The organism is Pseudomonas sp. Q12-87 (assembly GCF_001269755.1).
GTDB classification, from domain to species: Bacteria; Pseudomonadota; Gammaproteobacteria; order Pseudomonadales; family Pseudomonadaceae; genus Aquipseudomonas; species Aquipseudomonas fluorescens_S.
This window is the reverse complement of record NZ_LHVI01000010.1, coordinates 251,062-267,497: the sequence shown is the minus strand read 5'-3', so window position 1 is coordinate 267,497 and position 16,436 is coordinate 251,062. Positions and strand designations below refer to the sequence as shown.

At 59.0% G+C, this 16,436-nt stretch carries 14 protein-coding genes and 4 tRNA genes; 6 read left to right on the top strand and 12 right to left on the bottom strand.

All coding sequences use genetic code 11. From position 1 onward, the window contains the following. Positions 1 to 63: 63 nt before the first annotated feature. The 4 genes from flgA (at position 64) to AD663_RS06060 (ending at position 2,675) form a co-directional block, all read left to right on the top strand. Positions 64 to 828, top strand: a complete 765-nt coding sequence (flgA, locus tag AD663_RS06075; RefSeq protein ID WP_003178915.1) for a flagellar basal body P-ring formation chaperone FlgA — start codon at positions 64 to 66, stop codon at positions 826 to 828. A 183-nt stretch (positions 829 to 1,011) separates the two neighbouring features. After that, a complete protein-coding gene (gene flgM, locus AD663_RS06070) occupies positions 1,012 to 1,320 on the top strand; it encodes a flagellar biosynthesis anti-sigma factor FlgM (protein WP_053213433.1) in 309 nt (102 codons plus the stop codon). A 48-nt stretch (positions 1,321 to 1,368) separates the two neighbouring features. Beyond that, a complete protein-coding gene (locus AD663_RS06065) occupies positions 1,369 to 1,836 on the top strand; it encodes a flagella synthesis protein FlgN (RefSeq protein WP_003178911.1) in 468 nt (155 codons plus the stop codon). A gap of 92 nt (positions 1,837 to 1,928) precedes the next feature. Then, positions 1,929 to 2,675: a flagellar brake protein gene (locus AD663_RS06060; protein WP_003178910.1), complete on the top strand. Its 747-nt coding sequence runs from the start codon at positions 1,929 to 1,931 to the stop codon at positions 2,673 to 2,675. A gap of 63 nt (positions 2,676 to 2,738) precedes the next feature. Here AD663_RS06060 and AD663_RS06055 read toward each other — a convergent pair whose 3' ends face one another. The 5 genes from AD663_RS06055 to AD663_RS06035 form a co-directional block, all read right to left on the bottom strand. Then, positions 2,739 to 4,100 carry an MFS transporter gene (locus tag AD663_RS06055; RefSeq protein WP_003178908.1) on the bottom strand — a complete coding sequence of 454 codons (1,362 nt, stop codon included), beginning with the start codon at positions 4,098 to 4,100 and terminating at the stop codon, positions 2,739 to 2,741. 69 nt (positions 4,101 to 4,169) lie between these two features. Then, a complete protein-coding gene (locus AD663_RS06050) occupies positions 4,170 to 5,411 on the bottom strand; it encodes a glutamine synthetase family protein (protein WP_172680587.1) in 1,242 nt (413 codons plus the stop codon). Positions 5,412 to 5,628: 217 nt separating this feature from the next. Beyond that, positions 5,629 to 6,321: a sensor histidine kinase KdpD gene (locus AD663_RS06045; RefSeq protein WP_003178904.1), complete on the bottom strand. Its 693-nt coding sequence runs from the start codon at positions 6,319 to 6,321 to the stop codon at positions 5,629 to 5,631. After that, positions 6,314 to 7,921, bottom strand: a complete 1,608-nt coding sequence (locus AD663_RS06040; RefSeq protein WP_003178901.1) for a tetratricopeptide repeat-containing response regulator — start codon at positions 7,919 to 7,921, stop codon at positions 6,314 to 6,316. The genes AD663_RS06045 and AD663_RS06040 overlap by 8 nt, the downstream gene beginning before the upstream one ends. 282 nt (positions 7,922 to 8,203) lie before the next feature. Next, positions 8,204 to 8,280: transfer RNA gene (locus tag AD663_RS06035), tRNA-Arg, on the bottom strand. Positions 8,281 to 8,787: 507 nt separating this feature from the next. On the opposite strand from AD663_RS06035, the gene AD663_RS06030 reads away from it, so the two are divergent. Next, entirely contained in the window at positions 8,788 to 9,114 is a 327-nt protein-coding gene (locus tag AD663_RS06030; RefSeq protein WP_003178899.1) for an Arc family DNA-binding protein, read from the top strand. A 125-nt stretch (positions 9,115 to 9,239) separates the two neighbouring features. Here the strand turns inward: AD663_RS06030 and mgtE are convergent, their stop codons facing one another. After that, complete coding sequence (gene mgtE, locus AD663_RS06025) at positions 9,240 to 10,682, bottom strand: magnesium transporter (RefSeq protein WP_003178875.1); 1,443 nt, start codon at positions 10,680 to 10,682, stop codon at positions 9,240 to 9,242. A 321-nt stretch (positions 10,683 to 11,003) separates the two neighbouring features. Here mgtE and AD663_RS06020 point away from each other — a divergent pair, with 321 nt between their 5' ends. Continuing rightward, positions 11,004 to 11,507, top strand: coding sequence for a hypothetical protein (locus AD663_RS06020; protein WP_003178874.1), 504 nt, complete (start codon positions 11,004 to 11,006; stop codon positions 11,505 to 11,507). Between the two features lie 40 nt (positions 11,508 to 11,547). Here AD663_RS06020 and AD663_RS06015 read toward each other — a convergent pair. The 6 genes from AD663_RS06015 to alaS all read right to left on the bottom strand — a co-directional run bounded on the left by AD663_RS06015 (position 11,548) and on the right by alaS (position 16,360). Then, positions 11,548 to 11,624: transfer RNA gene (locus tag AD663_RS06015), tRNA-Arg, on the bottom strand. 72 nt (positions 11,625 to 11,696) lie between these two features. Further along, a tRNA-Arg gene (locus AD663_RS06010) sits at positions 11,697 to 11,773 on the bottom strand. A 107-nt stretch (positions 11,774 to 11,880) separates the two neighbouring features. Next, positions 11,881 to 11,971, bottom strand: a tRNA-Ser gene (locus AD663_RS06005). A 62-nt stretch (positions 11,972 to 12,033) separates the two neighbouring features. Further along, positions 12,034 to 12,222: a carbon storage regulator CsrA gene (gene csrA / locus AD663_RS06000; protein WP_003178872.1), complete on the bottom strand. Its 189-nt coding sequence runs from the start codon at positions 12,220 to 12,222 to the stop codon at positions 12,034 to 12,036. Positions 12,223 to 12,407: 185 nt separating this feature from the next. Then, complete coding sequence (locus AD663_RS05995; RefSeq protein WP_003178870.1) at positions 12,408 to 13,649, bottom strand: aspartate kinase; 1,242 nt, start codon at positions 13,647 to 13,649, stop codon at positions 12,408 to 12,410. Between the two features lie 89 nt (positions 13,650 to 13,738). Beyond that, positions 13,739 to 16,360, bottom strand: coding sequence for an alanine--tRNA ligase (gene alaS / locus AD663_RS05990; RefSeq protein WP_003178868.1), 2,622 nt, complete (start codon positions 16,358 to 16,360; stop codon positions 13,739 to 13,741). Between the last annotated feature and the right edge of the window lie 76 nt (positions 16,361 to 16,436).

Here is a 16,436-nt window from a genome sequence, read left to right as displayed (position 1 = left end):
TAACGCTAATGTGTCCGACGCGCATTCATCACTAAACGGCACGGGGCTTGCTATTCAACCGGCATGAACGCACAAACGACATTTTCTCGACGCCTGACCACTCGCTGCCGCCACTGGCTCGGTGCACTGCTGGCTGCCAGTCTGCTCGCATCGGGCGGCTTTGCCCGTGCCGATGCTCCGGTCACCTTGCCTGATCTCCTTATCGGCGTCACTCAGGGCTTTCTTGAATTCACCGTAGAAGACTATCTGGCAACCAGTCAAACCGAAGGTCGTTACGAAATCGAAGTCAACCAGCTCGATCCGCGCCTGCGCATGCCGATGTGCGACAAGGAATTGACTGCGTCCCTGGAGAGCCCTGCCAGGCCCCTGGGCCGCGTCACGGTGAAGGTTCGTTGCGACAGCGCCGCGCCCTGGACGGTGTTCGTGCCCGCTCAAGTGCGCCTGTTCCGGGAAATCGTGACCACCACTCGTCCGCTCAAGCGGGCCGGGATCGTCGAGCCTCAGGATGTAACGCTGCGTGAACGGGACATCAGCCAGATCACCCAGGGATTCCTGACGTCGGTGGATCAGGCCATCGGACAGAAACTTGTCCGACCAATGGTCGCCGATCAGATCGTGACGCTCGTGCATCTGGAGCAGGCCGAGGTGGTCCGCAAGGGCGATCAGGTCGTGATTACAGCCCGCAGCGGTACCCTGGCCGTGCGGATGCCGGGCGAGGCCCTGTCCAACGGTGGCATGCGTGAGCAGATTCGTGTGAAAAACCTCAATTCCCAACGGGTTATCAAGGCGCAGGTAATAGCCCCCGGCCAGGTGGAGGTGGCGATGTAGTGACCCGGTAGAGCCCCGGTAGAGACGGTAGAAAGCTGGCGCTTGGACCCGACGTTCCCTAGACTGTGCCTTACGCAAAGGCAAGCGCAGACGTGCGCACGTTCATTGAATAAATGAGCCTAAAGTTTTTTTGGGAATGGCCGAAAACATGGCAAGCGTCCAAATACCCAGAGGTTTTTTACCATGGTCATCGATTTCAACCGTTTGAACAGCTCTTCACCGTTGACAGGCACTACGCGTACCAACGCGAGCAAAGAAGCCGACAAATCTGCGCCGCTGCCTACGCCAGCCGAACAGGTCAGCAACGGAGAGTCCGTACACCTCAGCAATGAGGCTCAGCAGTTGCAGAAGGTCACTGACAAGCTGCGCGATCAACCTATCGTCGACAACGCCCGCGTGGCCGAGTTGAAAGCAGCCATCGCCGATGGCAGCTATAAAGTCGACAGCAACCGCGTAGCCAGCAAACTGCTCAACTTCGAAGCCCAGCGCTAGGCTGCCGCCTGCGCCAGGCTTTTGGACGCTTAAGACCCAAGGCCAGCCATGCACGACTCGACTTTATTGCAATTGATCACCGATGACTTTGTTCCAGCGCAACAACTGCTGGAATTATTGCGGGCCGAATCCCTGGCCCTGCACGGTCGCGACATGCCGCTGCTGGAAAACATCCTGGCGCAAAAACAGGCACTGATCATCTTGCTCGACCAGCATGGCCGCAAGCGCAGCGAGATTCTCGCCAGCCTTAAACTGCCCGCCAACCACGACGGCCTCGAACAGTTGGCGAGCCAGTCGTCGATTGGCGATCAGTTGCTGTCCCAGAGCGCAGTGCTCAATGACCTGCTCGCCCAGTGCCAGGCCACCAACGTGCGCAACGGCCAGTCGATCCAGATGCAGCAGGCCGCCACCGCCAATCAGTTGCGCATCCTCAATGGCGGCGAAGTTCCTACGCTGTATGATGCTCGCGGCTCGACCGCCAACATGGTCAAGCAACGCCCCCTCAGCCAGGCATGAAACGAACCATGGCTGCGCACTATCAACGCGCGATACATGCTGGCAAAATGCTGGCTATTCGTAGTCGTATTTTGCCTGGAGATTGACCCACCGTGTTCAACGACTCAAGCGCGGATGATGCTCCGCAGCCCCCCAAGGTCCTCTCGACGCCCCTGGAAATCGCCGGCAACCTGCGGATGCTTCAAGATAGCCACGACCCGCTGATCATTACCTTCCATGAACGCACCCAGCGCTTCCAAAGCTACCTGGTGGATATCGATCGCGACAACAACACCATCGCCCTGGATGAAATGATCCCCAGGGATGGCGAGCGCTTCCTGCAGGCGGGCGAGCCGTTTCGGGTCGAGGGTTTCCATGACGGCGTGCGCATCGCGTGGGACGGCAACGGCCCGTTCACCATCAAGGAATCCAGCGACGGTCGCTGCTACCGCGGCGCCCTGCCCGACGAAGTGGTTTACCACCAGCGTCGCAACGCCTTCCGCGCTGCCCTGAAGCTGGCGCAACTGGTGAACGTCGAGCTCGGTGGCGATAAGCTCAAGTCGGCGGTAAACGGTAAGCTGCTGGATATTTCCGCCACCGGTTGCAAGCTGCGCTTTGACGGCGACATTACCGAACGCCTGCAATTGGGCCAGGTCTACGAGCGTTTCATCGCCGCCCTGCCCTTTGGCAACATGACCGCGCCGGTCGAGCTGCGTTACCTGCATTTTGAAGAGCGATTCAACACCACCTTCGCCGGCGTTCGCTTCCACAACATCAGCGGCCTGGTGCAACGACAGGTCGAGCGTTTTGTCTACCAGCTCCAGCGTGAAGCCCGTCGTTTCGATAAAGACGACCTCTGATTTCCGAGCACATGAAAAAACGGGCAATCCTCGCGAAGGGATTGCCCGTTTTTTTATGCCCGCTTAAGGCCTGGCCTGAGTGAAATCGGAGGGTGGCGGCTCGTCCGCAGCCCCCTCGGTGACCGGTTCCAGCTCCGGCTCCGGCTCGACGTCCGGGCTGGGCGAGGCCTGCATCTGCTCCTGCACGACCTGTTCGTCAACCCGTGGATCGAGACACGCCACCAAAGGTGAACTGGTCATGTTGTCTGGCATGGCGACGTGATGCAGCGGTGCATCGTCGACCTGGTGCAGATTGGTCACCGCTTTCGGCCGGATCCGCCATACCAGCACCAGCGCGAAGAAGGCAAAAAAACCATACAGCATCTGACTGCCGAACAGTTTCATCAGCACCCCTGCGGCCAACGGCCCAATGCTGGCGCCAACGCCATAAGTCACCAGCAGCATTGCCGTCAGCGACACCCGCCGATCACCTTCTACGTGGTCGTTGGAAAAAGCCACTGCCAGCGGATACAGGCAGAACTGGACCAGCGAACAGAAGAACCCGGCGACGAACAGCACCTCCAAGGGCACCTGCGGCAGGATCGCCAGCGGCAAGGCACAGACTGCCAGGCACAGCGCAAAGCAACGGATCAGCAGTGCCCGGTCGTAACGGTCGGACAGCCAGCCCAGCGGCCACTGCACCAGCAAGCCGGCAAAAATGCAGCTACCCATGAACAGACCCACCTGCTCGGTCGATAGCCCCTGCTGAGACGCGTACAGCGGTGCCAGGCCATAGAACGAACCGACGATCAGCCCCGCGCCCAACACCGTACTCAACGACTGCGGCACACGCTTGATAAAAAAGCGCGGCTCCATCGGCGCCGGATGCAACGGCGCCGGGTGAATCCGCCGCGTCAGCGTCACCGGGACCAGGCACAGGGCGAAACACAGCGCCACCAGCATCAACAGCTCCAGGCCCAGGGCCGGATGCATGACCAGAATCAGCTGCCCCAGCACCAGCCCCAAGTACGAGGCGATCATGTAGCCGCTGAATACCGCGCCGCGCTGCTTGGCGTCGGCCTGTTCGTTGAGCCAGCTCTCGATGACCATGTATTGGCACATCATGCCGAGGCCGACAATCATCCGCAGCACGATCCACGCCGGCAGCCAGTCCACCAGACCGTGGCCCAGCACCGCGGCACCGACGATCCCGGCGCAGGCCGAATAGGCACGGATATGTCCGACGCGGGCAATCAGCCGGTGGCCGATCTTGCCGCCCAGTACCAGGCCGAAATAGTTGGCCGCCATCAGCGCACCGACCCAGAGGCTGTCCACATGGTCGGCGGCCAGGCGCAAGGCCAGGTAAGTACTCAGGAGGCCCGAGCCGATCAACATCATCAGCGAGGCGAAATAAAGCGCTCGAAAAGGTTTCCAGATTTGGCGCATCGACGTTCCGAGCGGCTCCTTGAGTTGAGTAAGGGCTATCTTGAAAGATAGCCCGAATGCGACGGTTCGTTATGCCTGGGCCGCTAGAACACGCCGCTCCCAGGGAGTGATTTCATCAAAGAAACTGGTCAGTTCCAGGGTTTTTGAAGCGATGTAGCCTTCGATGAACTCCGCACCGAACAGTTCCTTCGCCAGTTGACTACGCTTCAGACGCTCAAGGGCAGCATGTAAGGTACATGGCAGGGAAAGATTATCCGGCACTTGGAATTCGCCCTGGATCGCGGCGCTCGGCTCCAAGTGATGCTCGATGCCGTAGAGCCCGGCGGCCAGGCTGGCGGCAATCGCCAGGTAGGGGTTGGCATCAGCCCCGGGCAAGCGGTTCTCGACCCGACGGGCCACTGGCGAACTCGCGGGGATTCGCAAGCCGGCCGAACGATTGTCATAAGACCAACAGGCGTTATTCGGCGATGCAAACGGATGGCACAGGCGCTGGTAGGAATTCACGTTCGGCGCGAACAACGCAGTGAAATCCGCGAGACAGGCCTGTTGCCCACCGATGAAATGCCGGAAGGCCGCCGTCGGCTCGCCCGCCTCGTCGCTGAACACATTGCGGCCGCTCACCGATTCGACAACGCTCTGGTGGATGTGCATCGAACTGCCCGGGGTATGGGCCAGTGGCTTGGCCATGCAGACCACCGTCAGGCCGTGCTTGAGCGCCACTTCCTTGAGCAGGTGCTTGAACAGGAAGGTCTGGTCGGCCAGCAACAAAGGGTCGCCGTGAAGCAGGTTGATCTCGAACTGGCTCACGCCCATTTCATGCATGAACGTGTCACGCGGCAAGCCCAGCGCCGCCATGCATTCGTAGACTTCATTGAAAAACGGGCGCAGGCCATTGTTGGAACTGATGCTGAACGCCGAATGGCCGTCCTCGCGCCGCCCGTCCAGGCCCAGGGGCGGCTGGAACGGTTGGGTCGGGTCAGGATTGGGAGCGAACACGAAGAACTCAAGCTCAGTGGCGACGACCGGCGCCAGGCCCATTGCGGCGTAGCGAGCGACAACCGCCTTGAGCTGGCCGCGCGTCGAAAGGGCCGAGCTTTCACCGGTCAGCTCGTCCGCATCGCAAATCGCCAGGGCGCGTGGCTGCTGGCTCCAGGGCAGGCGGTGGATCTGCTTCGGGTCCGCCACCAGCGCCAGGTCACCGTCATCGCTGCCGTAGAAACGCGACGGTGGATAACCGCCCATGATGCATTGCAGCAGCACACCCCGCGCCAGCTGCAATCGCCGGCCCTCGAGGAAACCCTCCGCGGTCATTACCTTGCCTCGCGGCACGCCGTTCAAATCCGGCGTGACACACTCAATCTCATCAATGCCCGTCAGTCGCTGCGCGAGTGAACGCTGGCCATCGGTCGTCATGACGCAATCCTTGTTATGTGCGAGCCGCGAACGGCAACCCGTACAAAATAGGCTTCGGCTGTTCGGAATATCAAGCACCCGGAGGCAATTAAAATCCTACGCAATACGACCGTGCTCAGGGCAGGTAAAGCCGGAACACGCCTCCACCCAACACACCGCCATTGGCAATTTCCGTCCGCCCGCACACACCGCCGCGCTGATGCAGCCCGGCGATCCGCGCAGCGAAGTACAAGCCAAGTCCGGTGCTACCGCTGCTATGGTTGATGCCCTGCACATATTCGGCCTGACGCTCGATCATCTCGGCCGGGTAGCCTTCGCCATCGTCGTTGATGGTCAGCACCAACTGCCCGGCCTCATCGCTCACACTGATCAACAAGGCCTGGCGCGCGTGGCGAATGGCGTTGTTGATGCTGTTGTCGAGCACCGAGGCGATCAGCTCGCGGTCGAAAAAGCCCAGTGGGCTAAGCGGATCGACTTCGTAAGTGGCCATGATTCCACGGCTGCGAAACACGTCCTGATGCCCGGCCAGCTGCGCCTCGATAAAGTCGTCCAGCTCATGGTAGGCCGGATGCAGCGGCAACTGGTTGACACCGAGCTTGTACAGCCCCAGCAGTTGCACCAGCAAGCTATTGAGATGGGCGAACTCGAACTCGATGACGCCCTGCTCCGAGGACTGGCGCTCAGGCGCCGGCAAACGCTCCAGCCACTGCCCATGGGTCTGCATGAGCAAGGTCAGGGAGTTCTTCATGTCGTGCACGGTAGACGCGATCACCGTGGAAAAATCGAGGGCCTGTTCGCTGTCATTCATCGCCAAATGCCTTGCTTCGCAGTTTCTGATAACGCGCAAAACGCGCATCGGTGTCGGGCATCATGCCCACCAGTTTCAGACAGGCGCGGCACTCCGTCAGCAGCTCCGATTCCACACGGGTATCGGTACCGTGTAACAGAGACTGCGCCATATTCAGGGCAATACTGATGTTCTTCGGTTGCATCTTCAGGGCCCGGCGGAACAGTTCTCGCGCCTGCGGCAAGTCGCCGGTCTTGTAGACACGCACGCCTTCGCGGTTCAGCTCGGCGGCGGCATTGCCCTGGTTGAGAATATTCGGGTCATCGGTGAGCTTGGCGATGCCTTGCATCACGGTCGGATCGTCGCCGTAGATTTCTGCGCAGTTCTTGAGCATGGACTCGCCGGCACTGGCCTGGCCGAGCATCTGCAACTGCTTGGCCACCAGCAACGCGGCTTCAGCGCTCATGAACTGCTCCATGCCGTCGAGGCGCTGCATGGCCTGTTCGGTGAGCTTTTCGGCGGTTTCGGCGTCATTGAGCAGCAAACTCGTGGCTTTCATCAGCCGCGCCCGGATCTGCAACCCCGGATCGTTGAGATTTTCTTTCGCCACCGCACTGAGGGTAGTGTTGATTTCCAACCGGGTGCGGGTATCCAGGCCTTTCGCACTGCCCTTGCTGATCAGCGCATGGGCCAGGCCCAGGTTGCTTTCCGGGTCCTTGAAGCGCGATTGTGCGCCCTGCCCGACCGCCTGGCGATAAGCCTTGGACGCGGTGTCGTAGTCTTCGTTGGTCATTGCCAGCTTGCCCAGCAGCGACTGTCGGCGCACCGCCAGCGGCGACAGGCGCACCGCCTCTTCCAGCACGCTCTGCGCCTGTTTCGTGTCGCCTTCGGCCACCAGCACATCGGCCATGCCGTCATACAACGCTGGCATCATTGGGAATACTTTTAATGCCTTCTCATAAACGGCCTTGGCTTGCCCCACCTGGCCACGTTTGAACATCAACTTTCCCAGCCCCGCATAGGCCCACGGCAACGGGCGATCCGCGATGATCGAGTTGTACAGTCGCTCAAGGGCTTCGTTCTGATTCAGGTCGCGCAACGCATCGGCCCGATAACGCAGGCACAACGGCCCGTAGCGCGGGTCCTGCTTGCACAGGGCGATGCAGGCGTTCAGCACCTCCATCGGCTTGCCACGATCGAGGGCTTGCAGGATCGGCTTGAGCAGGGTTTTGCGCTGCTCCAGCCGCTCCAGCCGCTGGGCAAGGCCAGAGCGGTTGAACGGCTTGGTCAGGTACGCATCGGGTTCATGCTCCAAGGCACTGAGCACCATCGCCTGGCTGGTCTCGGCGGTGACCATGAGGAAGACACTTTCATGGCTGATCAGCTTCTCGACCATCAGGTCTTCAAGCACTTGCTGGCCATTCTTACGCCCATCGCCCAGGTGATAATCCTGCAAGATGAAGTCATAGCGTTTCTGCGAGCACATGCGCAGCGCCACCTCACCGGTGTCGGCGGTGTCCACGTCCTTGACGCCCAGCTCACGCAGCATGGAGCGGATCGAGCTGCGGAAATCCGAGAAATCATCGACGATCAGAAAACTTTTTTGGTGGTACGCCAGCATCGAGGATGTCCAGGCAAATAAGAAGATGCACCCAATGGCAAACAACGAAACATCATGTCGCAGCCCGGTATAGAACGCAGATGATAGCCATCAGCCAACCATGATCGAGGAGTTTTCCGAATCGCTTGGTGTGGCTGTGTTGCGGCGCACATTGCGAGCTGTTCCTGCGCGTCGAAACGCTGGAGAAAACGGGGCTCGACAGGTTATCGGCAGGGAATGGTGTTCCGTTAAGGGGATCGTGCGGGAGCGGTTGCAACGAATACGCTAACCCACTGAATATAATGGTGTCCCAGGGCAGGTTCGAACTGCCAACCTTCCCCTTAGGAGGGGGATGCTCTATCCAATTGAGCTACTGAGACACAAGTCGACCGCGAGAAACGCGGTGTACGGGACGGCGTGCATGTTAACGGCCTACCCTGCGTTTGTCATGTCGTGCATGGCTTTTTAAGTGTAGGCAAATGGTGCCGCCCATGAAGCTTGCATCCACCACTCATCTGTCCTTGGCGTACTAATGCTAGTAAATCGGCCATTTGCCACTATCCTTTACAAGACAAGGACGATAGGCGCCTTTGCTTCATTGCGGTTATCCGCCAGACGGTATGGCACAACGACACGATGCGACGGTCACAGCATGCAAACCTGTGGATTTTTCCAACCAGTCCGCATTTTTTGATGAAGGGTACTGGCATAACGCCTTTACCCGGATCAGAATTTGTCACAGAATTGGCGCCAATGATCTGGCAATTTTGAGGCATGATGCGGGCCTCTTAACAATTCAGGTTGAACATTTGGCCGCTGGGCTTGTCCTATTCGACATCCCGCGGCCAATCCCGAGAACCGCTCCCCTGAACTAACCGGTTAAATATATGCGCCCATTGAAACAGGCAATTTATTCCAGCCGTACGGCTGACAAGTTCGTCGTACGTCTGCCAGACGGAATGCGGGAACGCATTGCCGAGGTGGCTCGCAATCATCACCGCAGCATGAACTCCGAAATCATCGCGCGCCTTGAGCAAAGCCTTATCCAGGAAGGCGCGTTGGGTGAAGAGTTGAGCATGCGCCTGGACAGCCCGGAGCTGTCATTGCATGAGCGTGAGCTGCTTCAACGTTTCCGACAACTTTCTCATCGCCAGCAGAACGCTCTCGTTTCGCTGATCGCGCACGACGCAGAAATGGCCGCAGACGCGTCCTGATCGCAACCTTTTATTAAAGCCAGCCTCGTGCTGGCTTTTTTTTGCCTGGGATTTGGCCCTGATCCGCCTTTCCAGCGCCCATGAAAAAGCCCGCCAAACAGGGCGGGCTTTTTCATGGGAACGATTCAGAGCAGGAAAATAGTCGCCAGCCCCAGGAAAATAAAGAACCCCCCACTGTCGGTCACGGCGGTGATCATTACGCTGGCCCCCATGGCAGGGTCACGCCCCATGCGGGCCAGGGTCATGGGAATCAAGACCCCCATCAACGCCGCCAGCAACAAATTGAGCGTCATCGCGGCAGTCATGACCACGCCCAGCGACCAACTGCCATAAAGCAGATAAGCCACCACGCCGATCACCCCACCCCAGATCACACCGTTGATCAAGGCGACGGCAAGTTCCTTGCGCATCAATCGCGACGTATTGCCGGTACTCACCTGATCCAGCGCCATGGCACGGACAATCATGGTGATGGTCTGGTTGCCGGAGTTGCCGCCAATACCCGCAACGATAGGCATCAGTGCCGCGAGCGCCACCAGCTTCTCGATGGAGCCTTCGAACAAGCCGATGACCCGGGAGGCAACAAAAGCCGTGATCAGGTTGATTGCCAACCAGGCCCAGCGGTTACGCAGGGATTTCCAGACCGAGGCGAAGATGTCTTCCTCTTCGCGCAAACCGGCCATGTTGAGGACTTCGCTTTCGCTTTCCTCACGAATCAAGTCGACCATTTCATCGATGGTCAGACGGCCGATCAGCTTGCCGTTCTTGTCGACCACCGGAGCGGAAATCAAGTCATAACGCTCGAACGCCTGAGCTGCGTCATACGCATCTTCGTCCGGGTGGAACCTCACCGGATCGCTGGCCATGACTTCGGCCACCTGCTTTTCCGGATCGTTGACGAGCAAACGCTTGATAGGCAGTACGCCCTTCAGCACGCCGTCGTAATCGACCACAAAAAGTTTGTCAGTGTGCCCCGGCAGTTCCTTGAGACGACGCAGGTAACGCAATACCACTTCAAGGCTGACGTCCTCGCGGATCGTCACCATCTCGAAGTCCATCAGCGCACCGACCTGCTCCTCGTCGTAGGACAACGCCGAGCGCACACGCTCACGTTGCTGGCCGTCGAGGGTTTCCATCAGTTCGTGGACAACGTCCCGGGGCAGTTCGGGCGCGAGGTCGGCGAGTTCGTCGGCGTCCATTTCCTTGGCCGCCGCCAGCAACTCATGATCATCCATGTCAGCGATCAGGGTTTCACGAACCGAGTCGGACACTTCGAGCAGGATGTCACCGTCGCGATCAGCCTTGACCAACTGCCAGACCGTCAGACGCTCTTCCAGGGGCAACGCTTCAAGGATATAGGCGACGTCGGCAGAGTGCAGGTCATCGAGCTTGCGCTGCAGCTCGACGAGATTCTGCCGGTGGACCAGGTTTTCCACCCGGTCATGATGCGGACCTTCCTGGCGATGCGTCAGGTCTTCAACGACCCGCTGGCGCTGCAGCAACTCAACGACTTGAGCGAGACGATCCTGAAGGCTTTCCTGCGTTTTTTTTACTTCTACTTGGGTCATAGGCGAACTCCACTCCCAGCAGTGGAGCACGCCGGAAGGATCAATCAGTTAATTCATGATTGGTAAAACTGAATATTGAGTAACTACTGGGTAAGTCCATGGAGATATTCCAAAGCCCCGGCGGGGCTGACGGGCGCAATCATACACCGCTTGACGCTTTAAAACGTTAAAAAATCATGGCAAGAACAAGCGCTTGCGAGACATACCTGAACGCAGGCTGAACCTGGGTTTTGCGATGACTTATCCTGAAAAGAAAACACACACCCGGATAGAACGGCAGCGACTAACCTTCTCTTTTTCATCGTCAAGGAGGACGTTCGAATGCTTGTCAGGCGCCACCTGTTTTTGCTCGCTGCCCTGCCCTGCCTGCCCTTGTGGGCTGCCGGACAAACCGTGCATCGCTGCGAAGACCACACAGGGCATGTCACCTTCACCACGCTGAGCTGTAGCCCGGGAGACGCGTTATCGCTTCAGGAAATCCATCCTTTCAACGTGGGCACAATCGAACCAATGACTGAGCCGATGCTGCCCGAAGCCGAGTTTCCGCAAACATCCGGCAACAAAACCAAGCGCAAGGAACCGACAGTGGTCGGCCAGTTCGAAGACCGCTGCGGGAATCTCATCAACGCCAGCCAGCGCCGCGAAGCCATCATGGATCGGCGGATCCTTATCGGCATGAGCCAGTACGACGTGGAAAGCGCGCTGGGCAAGCCGGACGCGATCAAGATCAGGAATTCGAGCACACGGTATACCTACAAGGCGAAGAAGGGTCGCAGTGCAGAGGTCGTGTTCGATGAGAGGGGATGCGTGAAAGGCAAATCGTAGACAGCAAAAAGCCCGCGTTAAACGCGGGCTTTTTGGTGTTTGGTGCACTCGACAGGATTCGAACCTGTGACCGCTCGGTTCGTAGCCGAGTACTCTATCCAGCTGAGCTACGAGTGCAAGTTGTGGTTTTATACCAGATCACAACTGGTTGAAGCCAAGTTATTTGCATTGCTGCAAACAACTCTTAAATGGTGCACTCGACAGGATTCGAACCTGTGACCGCTCGGTTCGTAGCCGAGTACTCTATCCAGCTGAGCTACGAGTGCATTTGTTGCCGCGCATTATAGGTCGTCAAATCCTTTTGTAAAGCGCTTTTTCCAGTAATTTCAAACACTTACTGAACAAGCCAGGTTCTGACGCACTAAACGAATAATGGCGGAGAACGGGGGATTCGAACCCCCGACACCCTTTTGAGGTGTACTCCCTTAGCAGGGGAGCGCCTTCGGCCACTCGGCCAGCTCTCCGCAACACGGGGCGTATATTAACCACCTTCCTCCCCGTTTGCAAACATAAAAATCGATAAAAATTAATGGCTTGGTTCGTCGTCCTTCTCTTTCTTGATACGCAGGTAAATTTCCTCCCGGTGCACGGCAACCTCTTTCGGAGCATTGACGCCGATACGCACCTGGTTTCCTTTAACGCCGAGCACGGTCACGGTGATTTCGCCATCGCCAATAATCAGGCTTTCCGCGCACCGACGAGTCAGAATCAGCATACCTTTCTCCTCACGCAATTCACTTCAGGGACAACAGTCTGCAAAAAGAAGGCATTGGACCTACAACCGGAACGGTCGAAGCCTACAAGCCTCAGTATTGACCAGCGCGGGCAAAAGAACAGTCTTGGGGACGCGCCATTCAAAAAAACAAAGGGCGCGGTCAAGCCGCGCCCTCAAGGCAACGCTTACTCGCCCTGTCGGGCAGCAGCGTCGAGCTCGAAAGCCGTGTGCAGGGCGCGCACAGCCAGTTCCAGGTACTTCTCTTCGATCACTACGGAAACCTTGATTTCCGAGGTAGAGATCATCTGGATGTTGATGCTTTCCTTGGCCAGGGATTCGAACATGCGGCTGGCCACGCCTGCGTGAGAACGCATGCCGACACCGACGATCGAGACCTTGGCGATCTTGGTATCACCCACCACTTCCCGGGCACCGATTTCACCAGCGGTTTTTTTCAGCACAGCTTCGGCGGCCGGGTAATCGTTGCGGTGCACGGTGAAGGTGAAGTCAGTGGTGTTATCGTGCGCGACGTTCTGCACGATCATGTCGACTTCGATGTTCGCGGCGCTGATCGGGCCGAGAATCTTGAACGCCACGCCGGGGGTGTCTGGCACGCCACGGATGGTCAGCTTGGCTTCATCGCGGTTGAAAGCGATGCCGGAGATGATCGGCTGTTCCATGGATTCCTCTTCATCGATAGTAATGAGGGTGCCCGGACCCTCTTTGAAGCTGTGCAGAACGCGCAGCGGAACGTTGTACTTGCCAGCGAATTCGACCGCCCGGATCTGCAGCACCTTCGAGCCGAGGCTGGCCATTTCCAGCATCTCTTCGAACGTGATCTTGTCCAGTCGCTGAGCCACAGGCACTACCCGTGGGTCGGTGGTGTAGACGCCATCCACATCGGTGTAGATCTGGCATTCGTCAGCCTTGAGAGCCGCCGCCAGCGCTACGCCTGTCGTGTCGGAGCCACCACGGCCGAGGGTGGTGATGTTGCCCTGCTCGTCCACGCCCTGGAAGCCGGCGACGACGACGACACGCCCAGCCTTCAGGTCGCCGCGGATTTTCTGGTCGTCGATCTGCAGGATACGCGCTTTGTTGTGCGCGCTGTCCGTCAGGATACGAACCTGATTGCCGGTGTAGGACACCGCCGGCACGCCACGCTTGATCAGCGCCATGGCCAGCAAGGCAATGGTCACCTGCTCACCAGTGGAAACGATCACGTCCAGTTCACGAGGTACCGGTTGCTGGTCGCCACTGATTTGCTTGGCCAGATCGATCAGACGGTTGGTCTCGCCGCTCATTGCCGACAGCACAACCACCAGGTCATCGCCCGCTTCACGGAATTTCTTAACCTTGTCGGCGACCTGCTCGATTCTCTCGACAGTGCCGACCGAGGTGCCTCCAAATTTCTGTACGATCAAAGCCATTTCAAAGCCGCCTCTGCCCATGAAGGGCGCCCAATAATCAATCAACAGTAACCGGGCCCGTTACTAGACCACGAGCCCGGATCGCAGCCTTAAATACCCTGCTCTACAAATGCAACGGTTTGGGCCAGTGCCGCGTCCAGTGCGCCGGCGTCGGTACCACCGCCTTGCGCCATGTCCGGACGACCACCGCCCTTCCCGCCCACTGCCGCAGCGGCCTGCTTCATCAAATCACCGGCTTTGAGTTGGCCAGTCAGGTCTTTGGTCACGCCTGCGACGAGAACGACCTTTTCCTCATGGACACTGCCGAGCAGGATCACTGCGCGGCCGAGTTTGTTCTTCAACTGATCGACGAGCGCCAGCAGCGCCTTGCCGTCCTGGCCGTCGAGACGCACGGCCAGCACCTTCACGCCCTTGATGTCCACGGCCTGGGCCGACAGATCGTCGCCCGCCGCGCTGGCGGCCTTGGCCTGCAACTGTTCCAGTTGCTTTTCCAGCAGGCGATTGCGCTCCAGCACAGCCGACAGCTTGTCGATCAGGTTGTCACGACTGCCCTTGATCAGGCTCGCCGCTTCCTTGAGTTGTTCTTCTGCCGCGTTGAGGTACGCCAGCGCCGCAGCGCCGGTGACCGCCTCGATGCGGCGAACGCCCGAGGCCACGCCGCCCTCGCTGATGATTTTCAGCAGGCCGATGTCGCCGGTCCGGTTGGCGTGGATGCCGCCGCACAGTTCCACGGAGAAATCGCCCATGCTCAGTACGCGTACGCTGTCGCCGTACTTCTCACCGAACAGTGCCATCGCGCCCTTCTTCTTGGCGGTCTCGATGTCGGTTTCCTCGGTTTCTACCGGGGAGTTCTTGCGAATCTCGGCGTTGACGATGTCTTCCAGCGCCTTGAGTTGCTCAGGCTTGATGGCTTCAAAGTGGCTGAAGTCAAAGCGCAGGCGCTGACTGTCCACCAAAGAACCCTTCTGCTGGACATGCTCGCCCAGTACCTGGCGCAACGCGGCGTGCAGCAAGTGGGTGGCGGAGTGGTTCAGCGACGTGGCATGCCGAACGTCGGCGTCGACATGGGCGGCCACCGGGGCGGCGATCATCAGGCTGCCCGATGCCAGCACGCCGTGGTGCAGGAAAGCGCCGCCAGTCTTGGTGGTGTCGCGTACGTCGAAGCGCGAACTGCCGGCCTGCAGGTAGCCGCTATCGCCAATCTGGCCGCCGGATTCGGCGTAGAACGGCGTCTTGTCCAGCACGATCACGCCTTCCTGGCCTTCGCTCAGGATGTCGACCGACTGGCCGTCCTTATAGATAGCAACGATCTTGGCCGAACCGGTGGTACCAGCGTAGCCGGTGAACTCGGTGGCCACGTCAACCTTGACCAGGCTGTTGTAGTCCATGCCGAAGGAGCTGGCGGAACGCGCACGCACCCGCTGGGCTTCCATCTCGCGTTCGAAACCTTCCTCGTCGAGGGTCAGGTTGCGTTCACGGGCGATATCGCCGGTCAGGTCCATTGGGAAACCGTAAGTGTCGTACAACTTGAACACCACATCGCCCGGAACCACGTTGCCCTTGAGCTCGGCCAGGTCCTGTTCAAGGATCTTCAGACCTTGTTCAAGGGTCTTGGCGAACTGCTCTTCTTCAGCCTTGAGCACGCGCTCGATATGCGCCTGCTGGGACTTGAGCTCCGGGAAGGCCTCGCCCATCTCGGCCGCCAGAGCCGCGACGATCTGATAGAAGAAGCTGCCCTTGGCGCCCAGCTTGTTGCCGTGGCGGCAGGCGCGGCGAATGATCCGGCGCAGCACATAGCCACGGCCTTCGTTGGACGGCAGCACACCGTCAGCAATCAGGAAGCCGCAGGAACGGATGTGGTCGGCGACGACTTTCAGCGAAGCCTGGTTGTCGTTGGTGCAACCGATGGCCTGGGCCGAAGCGCTCAGCAGGCTCTGGAACAGGTCGATCTCGTAGTTGGAGTGAACGTGCTGCAACACCGCACTGATCCGCTCCAGGCCCATACCGGTATCGACCGACGGTGCCGGCAGCGGATGCAACACGCCATCGGCGGTGCGGTTGAACTGCATGAACACGTTGTTCCAGATCTCGATGTAGCGGTCGCCGTCTTCTTCCGGCGAGCCGGGTGGGCCGCCCCAGATGTCGGCGCCGTGATCGTAGAAAATCTCGGTGCAAGGGCCGCACGGGCCGGTGTCGCCCATGGTCCAGAAGTTGTCGGAGGCGTAAGGCGCGCCTTTGTTGTCGCCGATACGCACCATGCGCTCGGCCGGGACACCCACTTCTTTGGTCCAGATGTCATAGGCTTCGTCATCGGTGGCGTAGACCGTTACCCAGAGCTTCTCCTTGGGCAGGTTCAGCCACTTGTCGGAGGTCAGGAAGGTCCAGGCGAAGGTGATGGCGTCGCGCTTGAAATAGTCACCGAAGCTGAAGTTACCCAGCATTTCGAAGAAGGTGTGGTGACGAGCGGTATAGCCGACGTTTTCCAGGTCGTTGTGCTTGCCACCGGCGCGCACGCATTTCTGGCTGCTCACCGCGCGGGTGTAGGCACGTTTTTCCTGGCCCAGGAAGCAGTCCTTGAACTGGTTCATCCCCGCGTTGGTGAACAGCAGGGTCGGGTCGTTGCCCGGAATCAAAGAGCTGGAGGCTACTCGGGTATGGCCTTGCTCTTCGAAGAAGCGAAGGAAGGCTTCACGGATTTCTGCGCTTTTCATTAGGTTCTTCCACGGAGGCTGCGGCCAAAGGCCTGTGCAAAACGTCAACAGACGAAGCAACGGCAAAGGGCCGCAT